The 18,672-nt window shown below is 50.2% G+C and carries 19 protein-coding genes; 15 read left to right on the top strand and 4 right to left on the bottom strand.

Features of this window, described 5'->3' with window-relative positions:
• Window positions 1-260 precede the first annotated feature (260 nt).
• Window positions 261-1,280 (top strand): DNA polymerase III subunit delta, encoded by a 1,020-nt coding sequence (gene holA / locus CBE73_RS07160; RefSeq protein WP_094096180.1) that lies wholly within the window; start codon window positions 261-263, stop codon window positions 1,278-1,280.
• A 67-nt stretch (window positions 1,281-1,347) separates the two neighbouring features.
• A complete protein-coding gene (locus CBE73_RS07155) occupies window positions 1,348-2,310 on the top strand; it encodes a GNAT family N-acetyltransferase (RefSeq protein WP_157739432.1) in 963 nt (320 codons plus the stop codon).
• Between the two features lie 64 nt (window positions 2,311-2,374).
• Here the strand turns inward: CBE73_RS07155 and rpsT are convergent, their stop codons facing one another.
• Window positions 2,375-2,647: a 30S ribosomal protein S20 gene (gene rpsT, locus CBE73_RS07150; protein ID WP_068696583.1), complete on the bottom strand. Its 273-nt coding sequence runs from the start codon at window positions 2,645-2,647 to the stop codon at window positions 2,375-2,377.
• A gap of 178 nt (window positions 2,648-2,825) precedes the next feature.
• Here rpsT and gpr point away from each other — a divergent pair, with 178 nt between their 5' ends.
• The 10 genes from gpr to dnaJ all read left to right on the top strand — a co-directional run bounded on the left by gpr (window position 2,826) and on the right by dnaJ (window position 15,490).
• Window positions 2,826-3,830 (top strand): GPR endopeptidase, encoded by a 1,005-nt coding sequence (gene gpr / locus CBE73_RS07145; RefSeq protein WP_094093651.1) that lies wholly within the window; start codon window positions 2,826-2,828, stop codon window positions 3,828-3,830.
• 295 nt (window positions 3,831-4,125) lie between these two features.
• Complete coding sequence (locus CBE73_RS07140; RefSeq protein WP_094093650.1) at window positions 4,126-5,532, top strand: stage II sporulation protein P; 1,407 nt, start codon at window positions 4,126-4,128, stop codon at window positions 5,530-5,532.
• A 49-nt stretch (window positions 5,533-5,581) separates the two neighbouring features.
• The gene (locus tag CBE73_RS07135; protein WP_094093649.1) at window positions 5,582-6,124 is read left to right on the top strand and encodes a hypothetical protein; all 543 of its coding nucleotides are present in this window, start codon (window positions 5,582-5,584) and stop codon (window positions 6,122-6,124) included.
• An 87-nt stretch (window positions 6,125-6,211) separates the two neighbouring features.
• On the top strand, window positions 6,212-8,029 hold the full coding sequence (gene lepA / locus CBE73_RS07130; RefSeq protein ID WP_094093648.1) for a translation elongation factor 4: 1,818 nt from the start codon (window positions 6,212-6,214) through the stop codon (window positions 8,027-8,029).
• Window positions 8,030-8,292: 263 nt separating this feature from the next.
• Window positions 8,293-9,546, top strand: a complete 1,254-nt coding sequence (hemW, locus tag CBE73_RS07125) for a radical SAM family heme chaperone HemW (RefSeq protein WP_094093647.1) — start codon at window positions 8,293-8,295, stop codon at window positions 9,544-9,546.
• 205 nt (window positions 9,547-9,751) lie between these two features.
• Window positions 9,752-10,219: an N-acetyltransferase gene (locus CBE73_RS07120; RefSeq protein ID WP_094093646.1), complete on the top strand. Its 468-nt coding sequence runs from the start codon at window positions 9,752-9,754 to the stop codon at window positions 10,217-10,219.
• A 107-nt stretch (window positions 10,220-10,326) separates the two neighbouring features.
• Window positions 10,327-11,355 (top strand): heat-inducible transcriptional repressor HrcA, encoded by a 1,029-nt coding sequence (gene hrcA / locus CBE73_RS07115; protein ID WP_094093645.1) that lies wholly within the window; start codon window positions 10,327-10,329, stop codon window positions 11,353-11,355.
• A 90-nt stretch (window positions 11,356-11,445) separates the two neighbouring features.
• Window positions 11,446-12,036 (top strand): nucleotide exchange factor GrpE, encoded by a 591-nt coding sequence (gene grpE / locus CBE73_RS07110; RefSeq protein WP_094096179.1) that lies wholly within the window; start codon window positions 11,446-11,448, stop codon window positions 12,034-12,036.
• A gap of 286 nt (window positions 12,037-12,322) precedes the next feature.
• Window positions 12,323-14,161 carry a molecular chaperone DnaK gene (gene dnaK / locus CBE73_RS07105; protein WP_094093644.1) on the top strand — a complete coding sequence of 613 codons (1,839 nt, stop codon included), beginning with the start codon at window positions 12,323-12,325 and terminating at the stop codon, window positions 14,159-14,161.
• 201 nt (window positions 14,162-14,362) lie between these two features.
• Window positions 14,363-15,490: a molecular chaperone DnaJ gene (gene dnaJ / locus CBE73_RS07100; RefSeq protein WP_094093643.1), complete on the top strand. Its 1,128-nt coding sequence runs from the start codon at window positions 14,363-14,365 to the stop codon at window positions 15,488-15,490.
• Window positions 15,491-15,639: 149 nt separating this feature from the next.
• On the opposite strand, the gene CBE73_RS07095 is transcribed toward dnaJ, so the two are convergent.
• From CBE73_RS07095 to CBE73_RS07085, 3 genes are all read right to left on the bottom strand, one after another.
• The gene (locus CBE73_RS07095) at window positions 15,640-15,918 is read right to left on the bottom strand and encodes a YxcD family protein (protein WP_094093642.1); all 279 of its coding nucleotides are present in this window, start codon (window positions 15,916-15,918) and stop codon (window positions 15,640-15,642) included.
• 3 nt (window positions 15,919-15,921) lie between these two features.
• The gene (locus tag CBE73_RS07090; protein WP_094093641.1) at window positions 15,922-16,359 is read right to left on the bottom strand and encodes a hypothetical protein; all 438 of its coding nucleotides are present in this window, start codon (window positions 16,357-16,359) and stop codon (window positions 15,922-15,924) included.
• Window positions 16,360-16,492: 133 nt separating this feature from the next.
• Entirely contained in the window at window positions 16,493-16,837 is a 345-nt protein-coding gene (locus tag CBE73_RS07085; RefSeq protein ID WP_094093640.1) for a hypothetical protein, read from the bottom strand.
• Window positions 16,838-16,962: 125 nt separating this feature from the next.
• On the opposite strand from CBE73_RS07085, the gene CBE73_RS07080 reads away from it, so the two are divergent.
• From CBE73_RS07080 to prmA, 3 genes are all read left to right on the top strand, one after another.
• Window positions 16,963-17,292, top strand: coding sequence for a hypothetical protein (locus CBE73_RS07080; RefSeq protein ID WP_094093639.1), 330 nt, complete (start codon window positions 16,963-16,965; stop codon window positions 17,290-17,292).
• Window positions 17,293-17,336: 44 nt separating this feature from the next.
• Entirely contained in the window at window positions 17,337-17,519 is a 183-nt protein-coding gene (locus tag CBE73_RS07075) for a YfhD family protein (RefSeq protein WP_094093638.1), read from the top strand.
• 227 nt (window positions 17,520-17,746) lie between these two features.
• Window positions 17,747-18,670, top strand: a complete 924-nt coding sequence (gene prmA, locus CBE73_RS07070) for a 50S ribosomal protein L11 methyltransferase (RefSeq protein WP_229752513.1) — start codon at window positions 17,747-17,749, stop codon at window positions 18,668-18,670.
• Window positions 18,671-18,672 lie beyond the last annotated feature (2 nt).

Below are 18,672 nucleotides of genomic sequence, written 5' to 3'. Positions count from 1 at the left end.
CGGAATAGAATACATTGTCTAGCAGCTATCGATCAGATGAACACCTGTACGTCGTATGACCAAAGGCAGCAAGTTTCTAGAGCTTGCGCAGCCTTTGTTTATATAGATGCACTGGAGCAAAGGAACTTCAGTCCTGCAAAGGTCTGGAGTTCCTTTGTTGTTTACAGGGAGAAGTTATTTTACAATAATAGAAGATCATATAAGGATGGAATCAGATGCGCGGCATCGGGCGGCGCAAGCAGGCAGGGGGATTTCGGAAATTGGATGCTAGAACGGCAATTAAAGAGATTAAACAAGGGAAAGTAAGTCCTTTATATTTATGTTATGGTACCGAAAAATATCAAATTCGTGAATTTGTGGACACGCTCACGAACCAATTGGTGGAGCCGGAACAGCGGGAGATGGCTGTTGTACAGATAGACCTTTCGGAAACGCCGGTTGAGCTGGTAGTAGAAGAAGCCGAAACACTCCCGTTTCTGGTGGAACGCAAGCTGGTGATCGTTCAGTCAGCATCGCTTTTTACAGCGGCAAAGGAAGGCGGAAAGGTCGAGCATAACGTGGAAAGGCTGCTCTCTTATTTGGCCGATCCTGCTGAGTACAGCGTGATTTTGTTTATCGCAAACGGGGAGAAGCTGGACGAGCGGAAGAAGACCGTTAAGATGATCAAAACCGCCGGGCAGGTGCTCTCTTTTATGCCGCTGGGCGCTTCAGAGCTCGTACAATGGGTGATTCGTGAAGCCGGAAAACATAAATGCACGATGGGGCAGCAGGCGGCGGAGGCCTTGATTGCCAATGCTGGCGTGCAAATGTCCACTTTATCGGCTGAAGTGAATAAGCTTTGTCTGTTTACGGGAGCAGGCGGGGAAATTACGGTAGAAGCGGTAGGAACGCTGGTTGCCCGCACTACGGAACAGAATGTATTCAGTATGGTGGAAGACATCGCCAATTTGAAGCTGGATCGTGCGCTTGGCACCTTCTATGAATTGCTGAAGCAGAAAGAGGAGCCTATCAAAATCGCTTCGCTAATTGCCCGTCAGTTCCGGATTATGCTGCAGGTCAAAGAATTGGGGAGTCAGAGCTATTCCCAGCAGCAAATTGCTTCCCAGCTGGGTCTGCATCCGTATGCGGTTAAGATCGCCGGCGAGCAGGCCCGTAAGTTCAGTCCGCAGCAACTCGCCCAAACGCTATCACAGCTTGCACAGCTGGACTATCAAATGAAAAGCGGCGGCATTGACAAGGTACTTGGCATCGAGATGTTTTTGCTTAAATTAGGCGCCTGAGAGGGCGTCTTTTTAGTTATCAGGATTGAACATAGAGAAGATTGGAAGGATGGAGGAGATGAGGCTGGTGACGAACCCTAGGATTCAAATCTTGACTTTGCCTGACCGGGCGGAGGGGCAGCGTTGGATTTCGCAAATCGCAGGCGTGGAGATGCAGACGGGAGGTTCTCTTGAATTTGTCATGCGCGGATTTGGAAGTCCGGGCTATCGATCAGCCTTTATGGCACTTCAGGAGGATCAGATCGCCGGAATGGCAGTCTCATGGAAAGCAGAATTTCATCCTTTTTGTACTTATGTGGCTATGGCAATCACTCCGGATAGCCTGGAGGAAGCCGGGAGACGATTGTTGGATGAGATCGTGAAGCGGTCAGAGGAACCGGGAAGGCCTCTGCAAACCTCTATAAGAGAAACGGAGAGCAAGCTCGCCAGTTTATACAGTCAATACGGATTTCAGGAGGTTCGGCGAACTTATTTGACGGCCTTGCCTCTTGAGCTTGTTTGCGACAGTAGGTTTGAACTTGAAATTGATCAGACTGTGAACCTTCCGCAGCATTACGAAATCATAAATATGTCCGTTTTATTATCCGGGCGCCCTCATCTTACAGAGGAGCTGGTCAGACTTGTGAAACGATATTACGAAGCTACCCATACGGTTAATCCTCCCGGGGAATTTGCGCTGGAACGTTGGGAGCAGCTGTGTTTCAGTGAAGATGTTGTGCTGGAAGGCAGTTATGTCGTTATAACGAAGCATGGCATTGCGGCATATGCATTTCTGCATAAGACGGATCAGCCGGAGGCGCTGGAGCTGGGGTGGCGGGGGACAAGGGATGCCGGCAGTCTGCCTTATTCGGTTCTGCTTGCTTCATTGCAAATCCGGTTCGCTTTGGATCACGGGTACAAACAACTGGAGGCAGAGATCGATACGACCGATCCCTGCGCCATGGCCATGTTTGAACGTTATCCCTTTTCCAGAGAAGCTGCCCTTATTACCTATCAGAACACAATCCATACAAAGCTTGTAGAAAGTTAAAAACCCCAAACGATTGCTCGTTCGGGGTTTCTCCATGTCAGCTATGCTGTATATAAACGGACAATTACGCTTGGGACGTAAGAGCGTTCAATTTCTTGGCAAGACGGGACTTCTTGCGGGCAGCTGCATTTTTGTGGATCAAACCTTTAGTTGCGGCTTTATCCAATTTCTTAGTAGCAGCAACGATTGCAGCTTTAGCTGCTTCCACATCGTTACCTACCAGCGCTGTATCGGCAGTTTTAACAACTGTACGAAGTGCGGATTTTTGGGAAGCGTTCAGAGCACGGCGTTTCTCGCTAGTCTTAACGCGTTTAATTGCGGATTTAATGTTTGGCATTGCATTTCACCTCCTGTAAGGCATGATCACTCAGATGGTTCACAACTTAAAATAGTTTAGCACGTGGTAGGACAAATTGCAATAAAATCCGCAAAATCCTTAAATCCATATCTTTTGTATAAACTTGACGGTTGTCCCGCAAACTACAGCTAAACAGGTGTAAGCAGGAGGTTAGACAATGGAACTGGATTTGCAGAAATATAATGTACGGACAGATTTGGCGGTTGATGCCAAAGAAATCGCGGAAGCTTCTTACGGGGGGCCGATCCCGGGGTTAAATGAAGAAGTCGAGGAACATGGCGGCATTAAAGTCACTCGTATCGATGTCACCAACGAGGCTGCTTCGCAGCGCATCGGGCGTGTTCCGGGCCATTATATTACGGTAGAGGTACCAGGCCTTCGCAATCAGGATACGGATCTGCAGGAGCGGGTAGCCCGGACGTTTGTACAAGAGTTCAGCGGATTCCTGCAAAAGATCGGCATTTCCTCGGAAGCCAAAATTCTGGTGGTTGGCCTTGGCAACTGGAACGTTACACCGGATTCGTTAGGACCGCTTGTAGTGGAAAATATCCTGGTGACCCGCCATTATTTCGAGCTTGCTCCGGAACAGGTCAACGACGGCTACCGTGAAGTCAGCGCAGTTGCACCGGGCGTGCTGGGCTTAACAGGCATCGAGTCCAGCGACGTCGTTAAAGGGATTGTGGACCGCATCAAGCCTGACGCGGTTATCGCTATCGACGCTCTCGCCTCCAAATCGCTTGAACGGGTGAATACGACGATTCAGATCGCGGACATCGGCATCCATCCGGGCTCCGGGGTGGGAAACAAACGCCGGGGGCTGACCAAAGATATCCTCGGTGTGCCGTGTATTGCGATCGGCGTGCCTACCGTTTGTTATGCTTCCACCATCGTTGGCAGCGTTATTGACATGATGAAGCAGCATTTTTCGGGCAGCGGGGCTGAACAGACGAAACAGATCCTCGGTATGCTGCCGGAGCTCGGCGAACAGGAGCGGCTTATGCTGGTTAAGGAAGTGCTTCAGCCGCTTGGCCACGACGTGGTGGTTACTCCTAAAGAAATCGACGAGTTTGTCGAGGACATTGCCAACGTGATTGCCAGCGGTTTGAATGCGGCCCTGCATCAGGCAGTGAACGGCGACAATGTGGCGTCTTACACGCATTAACCCTATATTAACCCTATATTCATCTAAACCAAGTCTGCTTCAGATTCCTCCCTATAAGAAGCGGCTCCGCGCCTGGTAAAGCTAAGGCAGCGGGGTTGCTTTTTTTCATTCCTGCAATTCTTGTACCTTCTAATTATTCTACTTTTACTTTTTACTTCTTATTCTCAAACCTCTGATTCTCAAAGGAACTCTCACAAACAGCAAAAAATAATAGATTCCAGGTTCTACCTCTATCACCCGGTTCATAGATTTGAAGTATAAACACGTAATTAACCAGGGTAAGGAGGCATCAAGGATGAACGGGTTCAAAACATGGAATGTCGGACAGTTCAAACGGAGAACCATTCAAATATTGGCGATGGGCCGGACGATGGTTGTGCTCACGCTATTGTCATTTGTGTTTTTTGTGCTGCTGGGGATTGGCGGGCTCGCCGAGAAACGGATCAACAGCTCCCCAGTCTCCTCTATGAAGGGGTTGGCAGCATCGATGCCCGGTAGCTTCTTTGCCGAAATGCTGGGCATGGAAGTGCCTCATTTGAAAGATAAGGAGCCGGTGGAGAATGAAGTTTTGTCCGGGGAAAATATGACCAACTTCGTCTTCCAGCTGCTGACGAACGTTAATCCATCGGATCCGAAAAGTCTGGTTGCCCGGGAAGTCCCGGGTTTGGCTGCCGGCAATCCGATTCTGCTTCGCGCCGGTTCGGGAACAGCTGCGCCGACTGCGCCGGAGGATTACCGGACGGGCGATACCGAGGATCATCCCGACAGCGGCGTAACCGGTGACTCGGACAAGCCGGATACGGATTCGGATCAAAGCCCGGATCAAAACGGATCTCCGTCTACCAGTTCCAAAGACCAGACAGACAGCGGCGGCAGTCCAACCAAGGATTCATCGGACCAGCAGCCTTCCGGGGCACAAACGGGAACAAGCAAACCTGATAATACGGGAAGTTCCAAGGGAACCGACGGGAAGGATGGAGCTTCGAATGGAGCCTCGTCCTCCTCGGCCAAAGAGCGTAAAACCGTCATGATCTATCATTCCCATCCCTACGAATCTTACAATCCGCTGCTCAGCAAGCAAACGGACAATCCAAGCTCGTCCGACCCGGCTAAAAATGTTGGTGTCGTCGGTGACTTTGTTGCCCAAGAATTGGAGAAAAAAGGAGTAGGGGCTTATCACGCCTTCGAAGACTATATGAAAAATGTACAGGGCTACAATTATAACTACTCCTATAAGTACTCCCGCGTGACTGTAAAAGAAACGCTGGCCGAATACGCGGATTTGAATTATTTCATCGACATTCACAGGGATTCGCAGAGATACAGCAAAACAACCACAACGATTAACGGAGTCAGCTATGCACAGCTGTATTTCATCATCGGACACGGCAACCCGGACTGGAAGAAGAACGAAGCGTTCGCGAACAAAATTTATGAGCGGATCGAAAAAGAATATCCGGGTTTATCCCGCGGCATCTGGGGCAAAACGAGCGCTCAGGGCAACGGGGAATATAACCAGTCCCTATCGCCGAACAGCGTCCTGATCGAGGTGGGCGGTATTGATAACACGAAGGAGGAGCTGCAGCGCACCTCCAAGATTCTGGCAGATACGCTGGCCGACGTTTATTTCGAAGACCAGAAAGCGGAGAAAGTAGGCGGCACAGCCTCCAGCTCCAATAAGACTAAGACGACCAAGCCTTAATTTAAACAGAAGCTGATCATCCAGCAAATCTAATCAAGGAGGAAACCTTATGGCCCGTGGATTAAAAAGAGTTCTGCTGTATGGAGGCCTGCTGGCCGCCGGGGCGGCCCTGGGCATGCAGCTCGTTTCAGGAGGGGATACAGCCGGCGGTTCTGGCGGTTATACCGCCCAGGCCGGCTCGCTGCAGGGAACGCTTCCCTCGGGCGCGGCCGCCGCTTCGCAGGGAGCCCCGGCTGCTTCTGCTCCGCTACAAGACGGCAGCGGAACTTCCGCAGCAGGAAGTGGATATGAGCAAGGAACTTATGTGAAACTGCCGGATGGGACGACTTATTATTATATTCAAACTCCGGGGCAATCGGGAGGCTCCCTGCCGGCTCCCACGAAGCTGCCGCAGGTTGCAGGCGGCTCAGCCGGAGAGTCTGGAAATACGGCTGGTGTTCCGCAGTACCAGTCGCCAGGCCAGCTTCTGCTGTCGCCTTCCCCGCAGACGTCGGTGGATCGCTTCGCGGATAAAACGGGGGAATTGCTGCAGAACGTCTCGCAGAAAAGCATCAATTGGGTGGTTTCTCTGTTTGGGTCGTTGACCGAATAGTTTGATTTTTGTACTTGCCATTGCTGGTGCCTCCTATGATCTGTTATAATGAAGTAATGGTTATAAGTACCTGTGTGGGGGTAAGGCATGAGCGACATTAGAGAACGACAGAAGAAAATCAGAAATTTCAGTATCATTGCACATATAGACCACGGCAAATCCACGTTGGCCGACCGGATTCTTGAATTTACCGGAGCGCTTTCGTCCCGCGAAATGCAGGAGCAGGTGCTGGACCAAATGGAGCTGGAACGGGAACGTGGAATCACGATTAAACTCCAGGCTGTCCGTTTGACCTATAAAGCCGATGACGGCGAAGAATATTTGCTGAACCTGATCGATACACCGGGACACGTCGATTTTACTTATGAAGTATCCCGCAGTTTGGCAGCCTGTGAAGGCGCATTGCTGGTCGTGGACGCGGCCCAGGGGATTGAAGCCCAGACCTTGGCGAACGTATACCTGGCTCTGGACAATAACTTGGAGATCCTGCCGGTCATCAACAAAATCGATCTGCCGAGTGCCGATCCGGAACGGGTCAAGCAGGAGATCGAAGACGTTATCGGTCTGGATGCCAGCGAAGCCGTATTGGCTTCTGCCAAAGCCGGAATCGGCATCAAGGAAATTCTGGAGCAGGTAGTGCGCCAGGTTCCTGCTCCGACCGGAGATCCGGACGAACCGCTTAAAGCGCTGATCTTTGACTCGCATTACGACCCTTATAAAGGGGTTATCGTTTATGTCCGTGTAGTGAACGGCAAAATCAAAGCAGGTTCCAAAATTAAAATGATGGCGACCGACAAGACGTTTGAGGTCATTGAAGTCGGCGCATTTAAACCGCGTATGAGCATCGTCGACGAACTTAATGTCGGAGACGTAGGTTTTATCGTAGCCGGCATCAAAAATGTCGGCGATACCCGGGTCGGCGACACCGTAACGGACGCCAAGACCCCGACGGCGGAGCCTTTGCCGGGTTACCGCAAAATCAATCCGATGGTTTACTGCGGGTTGTACCCGATCGAAACCTCGGATTACAACGACCTGCGCGAAGCGCTGGAGAAGCTGCAGCTGAACGACGCTTCCCTGAGCTTTGAGCCGGAGACGTCGAGCGCGCTGGGCTTCGGTTTCCGCTGTGGCTTTCTCGGTTTGCTGCACATGGACGTTATCCAGGAGCGGATTGAACGCGAGTTCAACATTCCGTTGATTACTACGGCGCCAAGCGTTATTTACAAGGTTACGCTGACGAACGGCGAAACGATCGAAATCGACAACCCTTCCAATTATCCGGAAGTGGGACGAATCGAATATGTAGAAGAACCATACGTGAAAGCAGCCATTATCGTGCCGAATGATTATGTAGGTACCGTAATGGAGCTTTGCCAGGGCAAACGCGGTGAATTCGTAAATATGGAATACCTGGATACGACCCGGGTGACGATTACGTATCAGATTCCGCTTTCGGAGATCGTTTATGACTTCTTCGATCAGCTGAAGTCGAGCACGAAAGGTTATGCGTCGTTTGACTATGAGCTGTCCGGCTACCGCAAATCCAATCTCGTGAAGATGGATATCCTGCTGAACGGAGAGCAGGTCGATGCCTTGTCCTTTATCGTCCACCGGGACAAAGGTTACCATCGCGGCCGGGTTATCTGCGAGAAGCTTCGCGAGCTGATTCCGCGCCAAATGTTCGAGGTGCCGATTCAGGCTTCCATCGGCACGAAGGTCGTGGCCCGTGAAACCGTTAAGGCGATGCGTAAGAACGTACTCGCGAAATGTTACGGCGGCGACATTTCCCGGAAACGGAAATTGCTCGAGAAGCAGAAGGAAGGCAAGAAACGGATGAAGCAGGTCGGCAACGTTGAAGTGCCACAGGAAGCATTTATGGCCGTGCTCAAGATTGACGATAACTAAGATTCATATAGAATCTGGGATTCATTGACGTTGGCGTTTGGTTGATGAATGGTGAGCTTAGTTCATAGCCGGGATCAAAGTATCCTTTATAGTAGGGATCAAGTAACAGGGGGAGCCGTTCAACCGGCTCCCTCTTACAAATTTTTCTGTCAGGAATGAAGGTCTGGATGAAGGATAGAAATGAAAGTCCGGAATGAGGATAAAGTGGTAAGTGGTAATTAAGGAAGAGGGAAGGTTTTGCTTTCAGGAGGTGTTATTGATCAATGAATGTTCATGCAGGTGGAACAGGAGTGGACAATCAAGGTTTGGCTGGTCAGCAAGTTGACGCAGGGGCAGGGGAAATCCGCTCCAGCTTTGGGCCGCCTAAAGCCGTTTATATTCATATTCCGTTTTGTACGAATAAATGTTTTTACTGCGATTTCAATTCCTATGTGCTGAAGGATCAGCCGGTTATGGATTATTTGCGGGCGCTGGACCGCGAAATGGAGCTGACGGTACAGCAGACGCCGCCGCAGCAGATCGATACGATTTTTGTGGGCGGCGGTACGCCGACCGTGCTGACTCCGGCCGAAATGGAATTTTTCTTGGCTTCGGTCCGCAAGCATTTTCCAAACTGGGCTCCGGATATTGAATTTACGATGGAAGCCAATCCCGGGACAACCGACCTGGATAAATTGGCTGTCATGAAGGCGGGCGGAGTGAACCGCGTGAGCTTTGGGGTTCAATCCTTCCAGAATACGCTGCTGAGCGGCATTGGCCGTATTCATAATACGGATGACGTTTACCGCAGCCTGGAGAACGCGCATAAAGCCGGACTTCACAATCTGTCGATCGACCTGATGTTTGGACTGCCGAATCAGACCGTGGAGATGCTGAACGAAAGCATTACTAAAGCGCTTGAGCTGGATCTGCCGCATTATTCGGTCTACAGCCTGAAGGTGGAAGAGAATACGCTGTTCCATACGATGTATCAGAAGAATCAGCTGCCGCTTCCAAATGAAGAAGATGAGCTGCAAATGTACCTGCTGCTGATGTCGCGGATGAAAGAGGCCGGCTACAAGCAGTATGAGATCAGCAATTTTGCCAAACCGGGCTTTGAGAGCCGTCATAATATGACTTACTGGCGCAACGAGGACTATTATGGTCTGGGTGCCGGAGCGCATGGTTATGTCGGAAGACAGCGGCACGTCAACATCAAAGGAGTCACCCCTTATAATCAAGGGGCCGCGGCCGGGCTTCCGAGATTGGAGCAGTTTACGGTATCCGCAGAGGAAGCGATGGAGGATTTCGCCATGGTTGGGCTGCGTATGCTGGACGGGATGCAAACCTCCCGTTTTGAAGAGCAGTTTGGCCGGAAATTTGAAGACGTGTTCCAGGCTCCGCTTGAACGCCTTCTCAAGCAAGGACTGCTCGTAAGCCGCAGCGACGGAGACGGGTATAAATTGAGTGAACAGGGCGTTTTATACGGAAACGATGTATTTGGTGCGTTTATTGGTTATTTGACGGTGGGAGACTGAACTTGGGGCAGATGCCCTTCACTATAAAAAGTTTTAAAACGGATTTTGCCCTTGCGGCAGGGTCCGTTTTTCTTTTTGATTAAAGGGTGTCCGGCCCTGAAAATAGGAGAAAATATTCCTTTAAAATTTGGAAGGAACCTATTGAAGTTTTATACGCGTTATTGTATATTTATTCGTGTTATTAACCCGAGGAGGTGCGCTGACGATGCCAGCCGTTGCCGTATGCAGAACTGCAACCATTGATGATGTTGAGCCTTTGTTTTTGATGATAGAAGAATACGCACGAAGGGGCATCATGCTTCCAAGGTCGCGCAAGGTTCTGGAACGACAGATCAACGACTTTGTAGTGGTTGAGGTAGACGGGCAGGTAGCCGGATGCGGATCACTTTGCCAGCTTGGCGACGATTTGGTGGAGATCAGATCCTTGGGAATTACGGAAGGCTGCAAAGGCCAGGGATTAGGTTCGATGATCGTCAGCAAGCTGATTGAACAGGCGAAAGCCAGATCTATTCCGAAAATTATGGCGCTAACTTATGAGGTTTCCTTTTTTATAAAAAACGGCTTCGAGGTCGTCAATAAAGAGATCTTTCCGGAGAAGGTCTGGACGGATTGCATCCACTGTGCAAAGCAGCATTGCTGCGACGAAATTGCCGTTCTTAAAATGCTGGACTGACTTGACAATCGTCATGTTGGTCTGGTATTTTTGTAATAGTGATTAGCACTCTATTGTAGTGAGTGCTAAAGCGGAAGCGTTAGATAACGAACGGGGAGGGATTACCTATGTTGACGGAGCGCCAGAGACTTATTTTAACAACGATTGTGGATGATTACATCCGTTCTGCAGAACCGGTAGGGTCCCGCAGTATCTCGAAACGCGGCGATGTCGGCTACAGCCCGGCAACCATCCGTAATGAGATGTCCGATTTGGAGGAGCTTGGTTTCCTGGAACAGCCGCATACGTCGGCAGGCCGGATTCCATCCCACAAAGGTTATCGGTATTACGTGGATCACCTGGTGCCTTTGACTTCGCTGGACGCATCGGAATTGAAGGTCCTTAAGGCCTTTTTTGCAGAAAAGCTGAATGCGGTCGAGCAGGTCGTGCAGCATGCAGGTACGATTTTATCCCATTTGACGAATTATACTTCGATCCTGTTAGGACCGGAAGTGTTCCATACAACGCTTCGTCATTTTGGACTGCTTCCTTTAAATGATAATAAGGCGGTAGCTATTGTAGTAACAAATACCGGACAGGTAGAGAATAAGACGGTAGCGATTCCGCCCGGCATTGCGGTTTCGGAAATCGAGCGGATGGTTAATCTGCTGAATCACCGTTTATCCGGCATGCCGATTTATAAGCTGAAAGCGCGAATTTTTCAGGAGATCGGCCGGGAAATGGAACGTCATGTGTCCCACTATCAGGAACTGATGAGTGTGCTTGATGAAACGTTTGGCTCCAATTTGGAGAGTCAGCGGATCTTCCTGAGCGGTACAACGAATATGCTGACCCAACCCGAGTTCAAGGATGTGGAGAAGGTCAAAAATATTCTTGATCTGCTTGAGGAAACACCGACCCTGACCAAGATGATTTCTTCGGTCGCCAGCGGTTCAGGTATCCAGGTCCGCATCGGCAGCGAGAACTCCCATGAGGCCATCGCCAATTGCAGCCTGATTACGGCCACGTATTCGGTTGAGGGAGAGGCTCTCGGATCCATCGCCATTCTGGGGCCGACCCGGATGGATTATGCGCGGGTAATCGGGATTTTGAACATTTTGTCCAACAACCTTACGGCGGCATTGTCGAAATCATAACGCGGGAAGCGGGATGGTCAAGCAGGCCTGCCCTTCAAGGAGGTGAAGATTTCTTTGAAGAATATCAATCGAACTGAAGAGGAAACCCATATGAACAACGAAGCAAATGTGAATGAGCAAGAGCAAGAGCAAGCGACAGTGGAAAATGAACAGGATCTTCAGCAGGAAACTGCGGTTCCTGAAGCGGGCACAGAATCCGTAACGGAAGAAGCCAAAGAAGCGGCTTCCGATTCGGAACTGGACAGTTTGCGTGCCGAAGCTGCTGAGCATCAGCAGCGGCTGCTTCGCGTTCAGGCCGACTATGATAACTTCCGCAGACGGACGCAGAAAGAGAAAGAAGAACTGGCTAAATACGCATCATCCAAGCTGATCGGCGAGCTGCTGCCGGTGTTTGATAACTTTGAACGCGCTTTGGCTGCCGGCCTTCCCGAACAGGAGGACCAGTCTTCTTTCGTCAAAGGGGTGGAGATGATTTTCCGCCAGTTTGAAGGCGTCCTGAAGAGCGAAGGTTTAACCATTATGGAAACAGTAGGACAACCGTTTAATCCGGAATACCATCAAGCGATCATGACGGTCGAAACCGATGAGTATGAAGAAGGCATCGTGGTGGAAGAACTGCAAAAAGGCTATATACTGAAAGACAAAGTTCTTCGTCCGGCGATGGTGAAGGTGAGCGGCTAAACGCCGTTAAGGAAACATTCAAGTTAAGCGGTTAACTTGAATGCCTGTACTTAGAGGCACGGATGCGGGAATCGCTTGTGCTTCCGGAAGTTTTTACGACCAAAGAATACCTAACGAAGCAAATGCTTCATAAAAATTAAGCTGATGCTTACGAAGTCATTTTGTTTCGAAGATAATTCAAGAAGCGTATGCTCAACAAAAAGCTTATGCTTCCGAAGTGAATTTTTATTGCGAAGTTAACCTAACGAAGCAAATGCTTCATAAAAATTTTAGGAGGACATGTTCCATGAGTAAAGTAATCGGTATTGACTTGGGTACAACCAACTCTTGCGTAGCGGTAATGGAAGGCGGCGAAGCCGTTGTTATCCCGAACCCTGAAGGCGCGCGTACGACTCCGTCCGTAGTAGGCTTCAAGAAAGACGGCGAGCGTATCGTAGGTGAAACGGCTAAACGCCAGGCGATCACGAACCCTGACCGTACCATCATCTCCATCAAGAGACATATGGGTACGAACCATAAAGAATCCATCGACGGCAAAGATTTCACGCCTCAAGAAATCTCTGCAATCATCCTGCAGAAGCTGAAAGCTGACGCGGAAGCATATTTGGGCCAACCGGTAACCCAAGCGGTTATTACCGTTCCGGCTTACTTCAACGACAGCCAGCGCCAAGCCACTAAAGACGCGGGTAAAATCGCCGGTCTCGAAGTGCTGCGTATCGTCAACGAACCAACGGCGGCAGCCCTTGCTTACGGTCTGGAAAAATCGGAAGATCAAACGATCCTCGTGTTTGACCTTGGCGGCGGTACCTTTGACGTTTCCATCCTTGAACTGGGCGACGGCTTCTTCGAAGTTAAAGCCACCAGCGGTGACAACCACCTCGGCGGCGACGACTTTGACCAAGTGATCATCGATCACCTCGTGAACGAATTCAAGAAAGAGCAAGGCATTGACCTGAGCAAAGACAAAGCGGCTGTACAACGTTTGAAAGACGCTGCCGAGAAAGCGAAAAAAGAACTTTCCGGCGTGCTTACAACAACGATCTCCCTGCCGTTTATCACCGTAGTTGACGGCGTGCCTCAGCACTTGGAAGTGAACCTGACTCGTGCTAAGTTCGAAGAGCTGGCCGCAGGTCTGGTAGAGCGCACGCTGGGTCCTACTCGTCAAGCGATGAGCGATGCAGGTTTGACCGCTTCGGATATTGATAAAATCGTTCTTGTCGGCGGTTCGACTCGTATTCCTGCCGTTCAAGAAGCCATCAAGAAACTGACAGGCAAAGAACCTCACAAAGGCGTTAACCCGGACGAAGTGGTTGCCCTGGGCGCAGCTGTTCAAGCGGGCGTATTGACTGGTGACGTTAAAGACGTGGTACTGCTCGACGTAACTCCATTGTCTTTGGGTATCGAAACTGCAGGCGGCGTGTTCACGAAAATGATCGACCGCAACACTACGATCCCTACAAGCAAATCCCAAGTGTTCTCCACTTATGCGGATAACCAGCCAAGCGTTGAAATCCACGTGCTGCAAGGGGAACGTGAAATGGCGGCCGGCAACAAAACGCTGGGACGTTTCACTTTGAACGATATTCCTTTGGCTCCGCGCGGCGTACCGCAAATCGAAGTTACGTTTGACATCGATGCCAACGGTATCGTTAACGTATCCGCTACGGACAAAGGCACAGGCAAGAGCCAAAAAATTACGATCACTTCCTCCAGCGGCCTGAGCGACGAAGAAGTAGAACGTATGATGAAAGACGCCGAGCTGCATGCGGACGAAGACAAGAAACGCAAAGAGCTTGTTGAAGCGAAAAACAATGCCGACCAGCTGATCTACAGCGTTGATAAAACGATCAAAGACCTGGGTGACAAAGTGGACGCTGGCGAAATCGAAAAAGCGAACGCAGCTAAAGAAGAGTTGTCCAAAGCTGTTGGCACTGACAACCTGGATGAAATCAAAGCAGCTACTGAGAAGCTGACCGAAATCGTTCAGCAGCTGTCCGTGAAGCTGTATGAGCAAGCTCAGGCTGCTCAAGGCGGCGCTGAAGGCGCAGACGCTTCCCAAGGCGGAGCCGGCAAAGACAACGTCGTAGACGCTGATTATGAAGTCGTTGACGAAGACAAGAAATAAAACCTCCAAGAGGAGCACTGGCTAACCTCAGAGCAAATCTTTTTGAGGAAATAAGGACTTTACGATACAATGGGTTAATCCAAAACAGAACCGGGGCCGTTCAGGCATCGGACGAATAGATTAGCACAGTAGGGAGGTCAAAGCGCTTAGGCATTCCGCGCTTTGACTTTCCTTTTGTGCGATGATGGCGGAGGTGGAACTGTGGCAGATAAGCGAGATTATTATGAGGTGCTGGGCGTCGGGAAAAGCGCTTCGGACGATGAAATTAAGAAAGCTTACCGAAAGTTGGCGCGCCAATATCATCCGGACGTAAACAAAGCGGACGATGCCGAGGCGAAGTTCAAGGAAGTGAAGGAAGCCTATGACGTATTAAGCGATGGGCAGAAGCGGGCTAGATACGACCAGTTCGGCCATGTTGATCCTAACCAGGGCATGGGCGGCGGAGGGTTCTCCGGCGGTGACTTTGGCGGCTTTGGCGATATCTTTGATATGTTTTTCGGCGGCGGTGGCGGTGGGAGACGTGATCCAAACGCACCGCAGCGCGGGAACGATTTGCAGTACACAATGACGATTGAATTTAAGGAAGCTGTATTTGGCGTGGAGCGCGATATTACGATTCCACGTACGGAAAGCTGTGATACTTGTCATGGCTCCGGTGCTAAACCGGGTACCCATCCGGAAACCTGCTCCGTATGTCATGGTTCAGGTCAGCAGGAAGTCGTTCAGAATACGCCGTTTGGCCGTATGGTAAATCGCCGTGCTTGTACGCACTGCGGCGGACGCGGCAAAATCATCAAAGAGAAATGCTCAACCTGCTCCGGCAGCGGTCAAGTTAAAAAGCAGCGCAAAATTCATGTCCGGATTCCAGCCGGCGTAGACGACGGCGCTCAGCTGCGTATGTCGGGTGAAGGTGAAGGAGGTCTTCGCGGCGGCCCTGCAGGCGATCTGTACATCGTCATTCGCGTGAAATCCCACGATTTCTTTGAACGCGAAGGTGACGACATCTACTGCGAGGTTCCGCTTACTTTCGCGCAGGCGGCGCTTGGTGACGAGATCGAGATTCCTACGCTTACGGAGAAAGTGAAGCTGAAGATTCCGGCCGGAACGCAGACGGGAACCTATTTCCGCCTTAAAGGCAAAGGGGTTCCGAAGCTTCGCGGCGTTGGCCAAGGCGACCAGCATGTAAAAGTTGTTGTCGTTACGCCAAGCAGACTTAGCGATGAGCAGAAAGAACTGCTGCGCCAGTTTGCGGCCCATGACGGGGAACATACCCATGAGCATGAGCAGTCTTTCTTTGATCGGATGAAGAAAGCTTTCAGGGGCGACTAAACCTAAGCTCAAGTCTAAGTTTAAGCCTAATAAGTACAAAGAGAACAGCGCACCTTTGCGCTGTTCTCTTTGTTTTCTCCGTATTTTTTCTTCGGTTATAAAAAAAGGTCCGGGATCGGCTTGAGCCGTATCCCGGACCTTTTCTTTTTTTAATCGTTAACTATCGCAATAATTTCGTCTTCAAGGTCGAGTCTGACCTCATCCTTAAATACTCTTCTTCCGTACTCCTCATGCATGTAAAGCAGAATGGCTTCAATGAGATTGGCTTCAACAATATATTGGCTTCTGCCCGCGGCCCAAACCTCAGCGGTGAAACCCGTATCTTCATCCCAGGCCAGCTCGACTTGAACATCCGAAGGACGGATTTGCTTGCGGCTGGCCGTATGGATACAAACCGCGTTTACAATTTCGTCTTCCGTCAGAATCATAGATTAATACCGTCCATCCCGTGGGTCTGGTTTGCGGGGACGGGTGAAGCGGCGGAACAATGCGGCTGCAATCACAATAATCAGATAGATGGCAAAGATGTTAACCGCTAGTCCAAGCAGGTTGCCGAAGCCGCCCATGCCGGCGAACAAGCTGCCGAACAACAGACCGGACAAACCGCCGATCATCAAACCTTTCATAAAGCTTCCGCCGCTGAAAAATCCGCGGTTAGCCGTTGTACCGGCTGTCCCTTTAGTCGAACTGGTCGTGCCGGATTTGGACACGTTGTCCGTTGTAGTCGATTTATTTGGGGTTGTAGTGTGGGATTTAACACCTGATTTGTAGCCTCCGCCAATGCGGCCTTTTGCATCAACGTTGTCCTGAATAGTAAAAGCAAAAAACAGGGTAAATGCCATTACAACCATCACGATTTTCTTTAACATTAAATTTGATGCCCTCCTGTGAAGTGATGTTATTTGTGCAATCTACAAGGTAATACGGACAAGTGCGGAGGACGTTTCAAATTTTTATAAAAAAATGCTAAATAATTTTTGCCAGTTTCGACACTTGGGCCCTTTAAATAAAATGGCTTAAAAAGTTCTCATACTCCGGCGGAAATACAGGTGTAAATGAGCTATCTAAATAAGTAGTTGTCTGTACAGCAGAGATTACCTGAGGATACATGGTGTTTGGAGCCGGCCGAAGCGGGATAACGAAGATTAAGGCTTTATCGCCTGAAAAATAAATCCCCGTTACCCGGATTCCGTAGCCGGGATTAGGGGCCGCAGCTTGAATGATAACCCGGTTGATCTCCTGATTGACCGGCTGGACAGTCATACTCAAACGGCGAAGCGGGGACAGGGTGAGGGACGGATTTTCGCTGCCGTGATTAATAGGTAAAAAGCGCTTGCTTCTGTCCATGTTATTGACCCCCATCAGTTAAATAGATTTGATATTCGAGGCATAAAAAGAGCCTCACGCTTACACAATAAGGTTTAAGCGGTAACGATTGCGTTAATATCTGAATAAAAGAGCAGGTGAAGAAGTTGACCGAGAAAAACATACTCGCTTATTTCAAAAGTCCGGAAGAAGCGGAGGGAGCGGCACGCAAGCTCCAGGCGTTGCGGGTCGTCGATTACTCTATAGACCGCTTCAGCCGGTATGGCAGCGGGACGATGATGGAATTCGCGCAGGACCTGGAGCTGTCCCATCAATCCGCAGGCATCATGGCAAAAGCAGATCCGTCCAACAGCGGGATGAGCGACGGAGGTCAAGGCGGCCCGACAGGACGGGATATACTGCTTACGGCAGTCGTGGATGACCATGTTCATCACCAGGCCATGAAGATTATAGAAGACGCTGGAGGAATGATTTAATCCCGGTATTTTGAAATCCCAGCAGCGAAAAGGAGAGCGATAAAATGAAACAGCAGAGTAAATCGCAAGGACAAGGACAACACGCAAAAAGCTTGTCCAAACAGCTTGAAGGCCACAATCTGGACGTAGAGTTCTCGGAAGAACGTGCCGACCAGGAGGATTGGGAAGCACTCGAACGCAGTGAACGCGCCGATGCCCGCCAGGAGAACAAAACGCCTAAACTGTAAATCTAATTTCAATTCTGAATGAAACAGAACCTTGCTATTAAGCATCAGCCTCTGAGCACAGCCGCCGAGTTCACGAAACCTGTCAGACGACAGGCAAGTGAAGCCTTGGCGGTTTTCTTTTTTGCTCCTTTTTATAGTACAATAGAAGGCATGCAAATATCGAGGAGGAAATCGTTTTGAAGATTTGGAAAGAGCTTACGATACATACGACAGAGGAAGCGGTGGAGATGATTTCGAACTTTCTGCACGAATCCGGTGCAGGCGGCGTTTCCATTGAGGAGCATGTCGATAACAATAAACCGAGAGATACTTCTTTGGGACAATGGTTCGAAATTCCGCCCAATGATATTCCGGAGGGAGAAGCAAAGCTCAGTGGTTATTTTCCTGAAGGCAGTGACATGGATGCCATTCAGCAGGAGATCAAAGAGCGGATCGAGGAGCTGCGCGAATATGACATCAATCCAGGTGCTGCCGAATTTTCACTGCGGGATGTAAGCGAAGACGACTGGGCGAATAATTGGAAAAAATACTTCAAGCCCATCCGCGTTTCGGACCGCTTGACGATCAAACCGACTTGGGAGGATTACCTGCCGGCCTCCGAACAGGAGAAAATTATCGAGCTTGATCCGGGCATGGCTTTCGGAACAGGAACCCATCCAACAACGGCGCTCTGCTTGCGGACGCTGGAGTCCGTGATTCAGGAAGGCGACGAAGTTATTGATGTAGGCACAGGTTCCGGCATTTTGGCTATCGGGGCAGTCCGGCTTGGAGCCAAGCATGTACTCGCGCTTGACCTTGATCCGATTGCAGTTACGAGCACCCGTGAGAACACGCAGCTGAACGGGCTGGAGAAGCAGATCTCGATCTTCGAAAGCGATCTTTTGGCCGTGCTGAAGAGCGGCAAAGGCGCCTCAGAGCTGGGTGTAACTCTGCCGGTCCGCGTCGTGGTTGCCAACATTTTAGCCGAGATTATTCTTCTGTTCATTGATGATGTTTATCAGGCGCTTCAGTCTGGCGGTTATTATATCGCTTCCGGCATTTACAAGAACAAAGAGAAGGAAGTTGAAGAAGGACTTACTGCGGCAGGCTTCGAGATCACGCATACGGCACGTGAAGAAGATTGGGTCGCGTTTGTGGCGAGAAAGGGGTAAAC

Origin of the sequence: Paenibacillus physcomitrellae (genome assembly GCF_002240225.1) — a bacterium.
Lineage (GTDB): Bacteria > Bacillota > Bacilli > Paenibacillales > Paenibacillaceae > Fontibacillus > Fontibacillus physcomitrellae.
The sequence above is the reverse complement of the archived record's forward strand: the minus strand, read 5'-3'. Positions and strand labels throughout refer to the sequence as shown.

Excerpts from the sequence above, each read along its gene's own strand:
- rpsT (WP_068696583.1), bottom strand. The coding sequence starts at position 2,647 with ATGCCAAACATTAAATCCGCAATTAAACGCGTTAAGACTAGCGAGAAA.
- gpr (WP_094093651.1), top strand. The coding sequence starts at position 2,826 with ATGGAACTGGATTTGCAGAAATATAATGTACGGACAGATTTGGCGGTT.
- CBE73_RS07140 (WP_094093650.1), top strand. The coding sequence starts at position 4,126 with ATGAACGGGTTCAAAACATGGAATGTCGGACAGTTCAAACGGAGAACC.
- CBE73_RS07135 (WP_094093649.1), top strand. The coding sequence starts at position 5,582 with ATGGCCCGTGGATTAAAAAGAGTTCTGCTGTATGGAGGCCTGCTGGCC.
- lepA (WP_094093648.1), top strand. The coding sequence starts at position 6,212 with ATGAGCGACATTAGAGAACGACAGAAGAAAATCAGAAATTTCAGTATC.
- hemW (WP_094093647.1), top strand. The coding sequence starts at position 8,293 with ATGAATGTTCATGCAGGTGGAACAGGAGTGGACAATCAAGGTTTGGCT.
- CBE73_RS07120 (WP_094093646.1), top strand. The coding sequence starts at position 9,752 with ATGCCAGCCGTTGCCGTATGCAGAACTGCAACCATTGATGATGTTGAG.
- hrcA (WP_094093645.1), top strand. The coding sequence starts at position 10,327 with ATGTTGACGGAGCGCCAGAGACTTATTTTAACAACGATTGTGGATGAT.
- grpE (WP_094096179.1), top strand. The coding sequence starts at position 11,446 with ATGAACAACGAAGCAAATGTGAATGAGCAAGAGCAAGAGCAAGCGACA.
- dnaK (WP_094093644.1), top strand. The coding sequence starts at position 12,323 with ATGAGTAAAGTAATCGGTATTGACTTGGGTACAACCAACTCTTGCGTA.
- CBE73_RS07095 (WP_094093642.1), bottom strand. The coding sequence starts at position 15,918 with ATGATTCTGACGGAAGACGAAATTGTAAACGCGGTTTGTATCCATACG.
- CBE73_RS07090 (WP_094093641.1), bottom strand. The coding sequence starts at position 16,359 with ATGTTAAAGAAAATCGTGATGGTTGTAATGGCATTTACCCTGTTTTTT.
- CBE73_RS07085 (WP_094093640.1), bottom strand. The coding sequence starts at position 16,837 with ATGGACAGAAGCAAGCGCTTTTTACCTATTAATCACGGCAGCGAAAAT.
- CBE73_RS07075 (WP_094093638.1), top strand. The coding sequence starts at position 17,337 with ATGAAACAGCAGAGTAAATCGCAAGGACAAGGACAACACGCAAAAAGC.
- prmA (WP_229752513.1), top strand. The coding sequence starts at position 17,747 with ATGATTTCGAACTTTCTGCACGAATCCGGTGCAGGCGGCGTTTCCATT.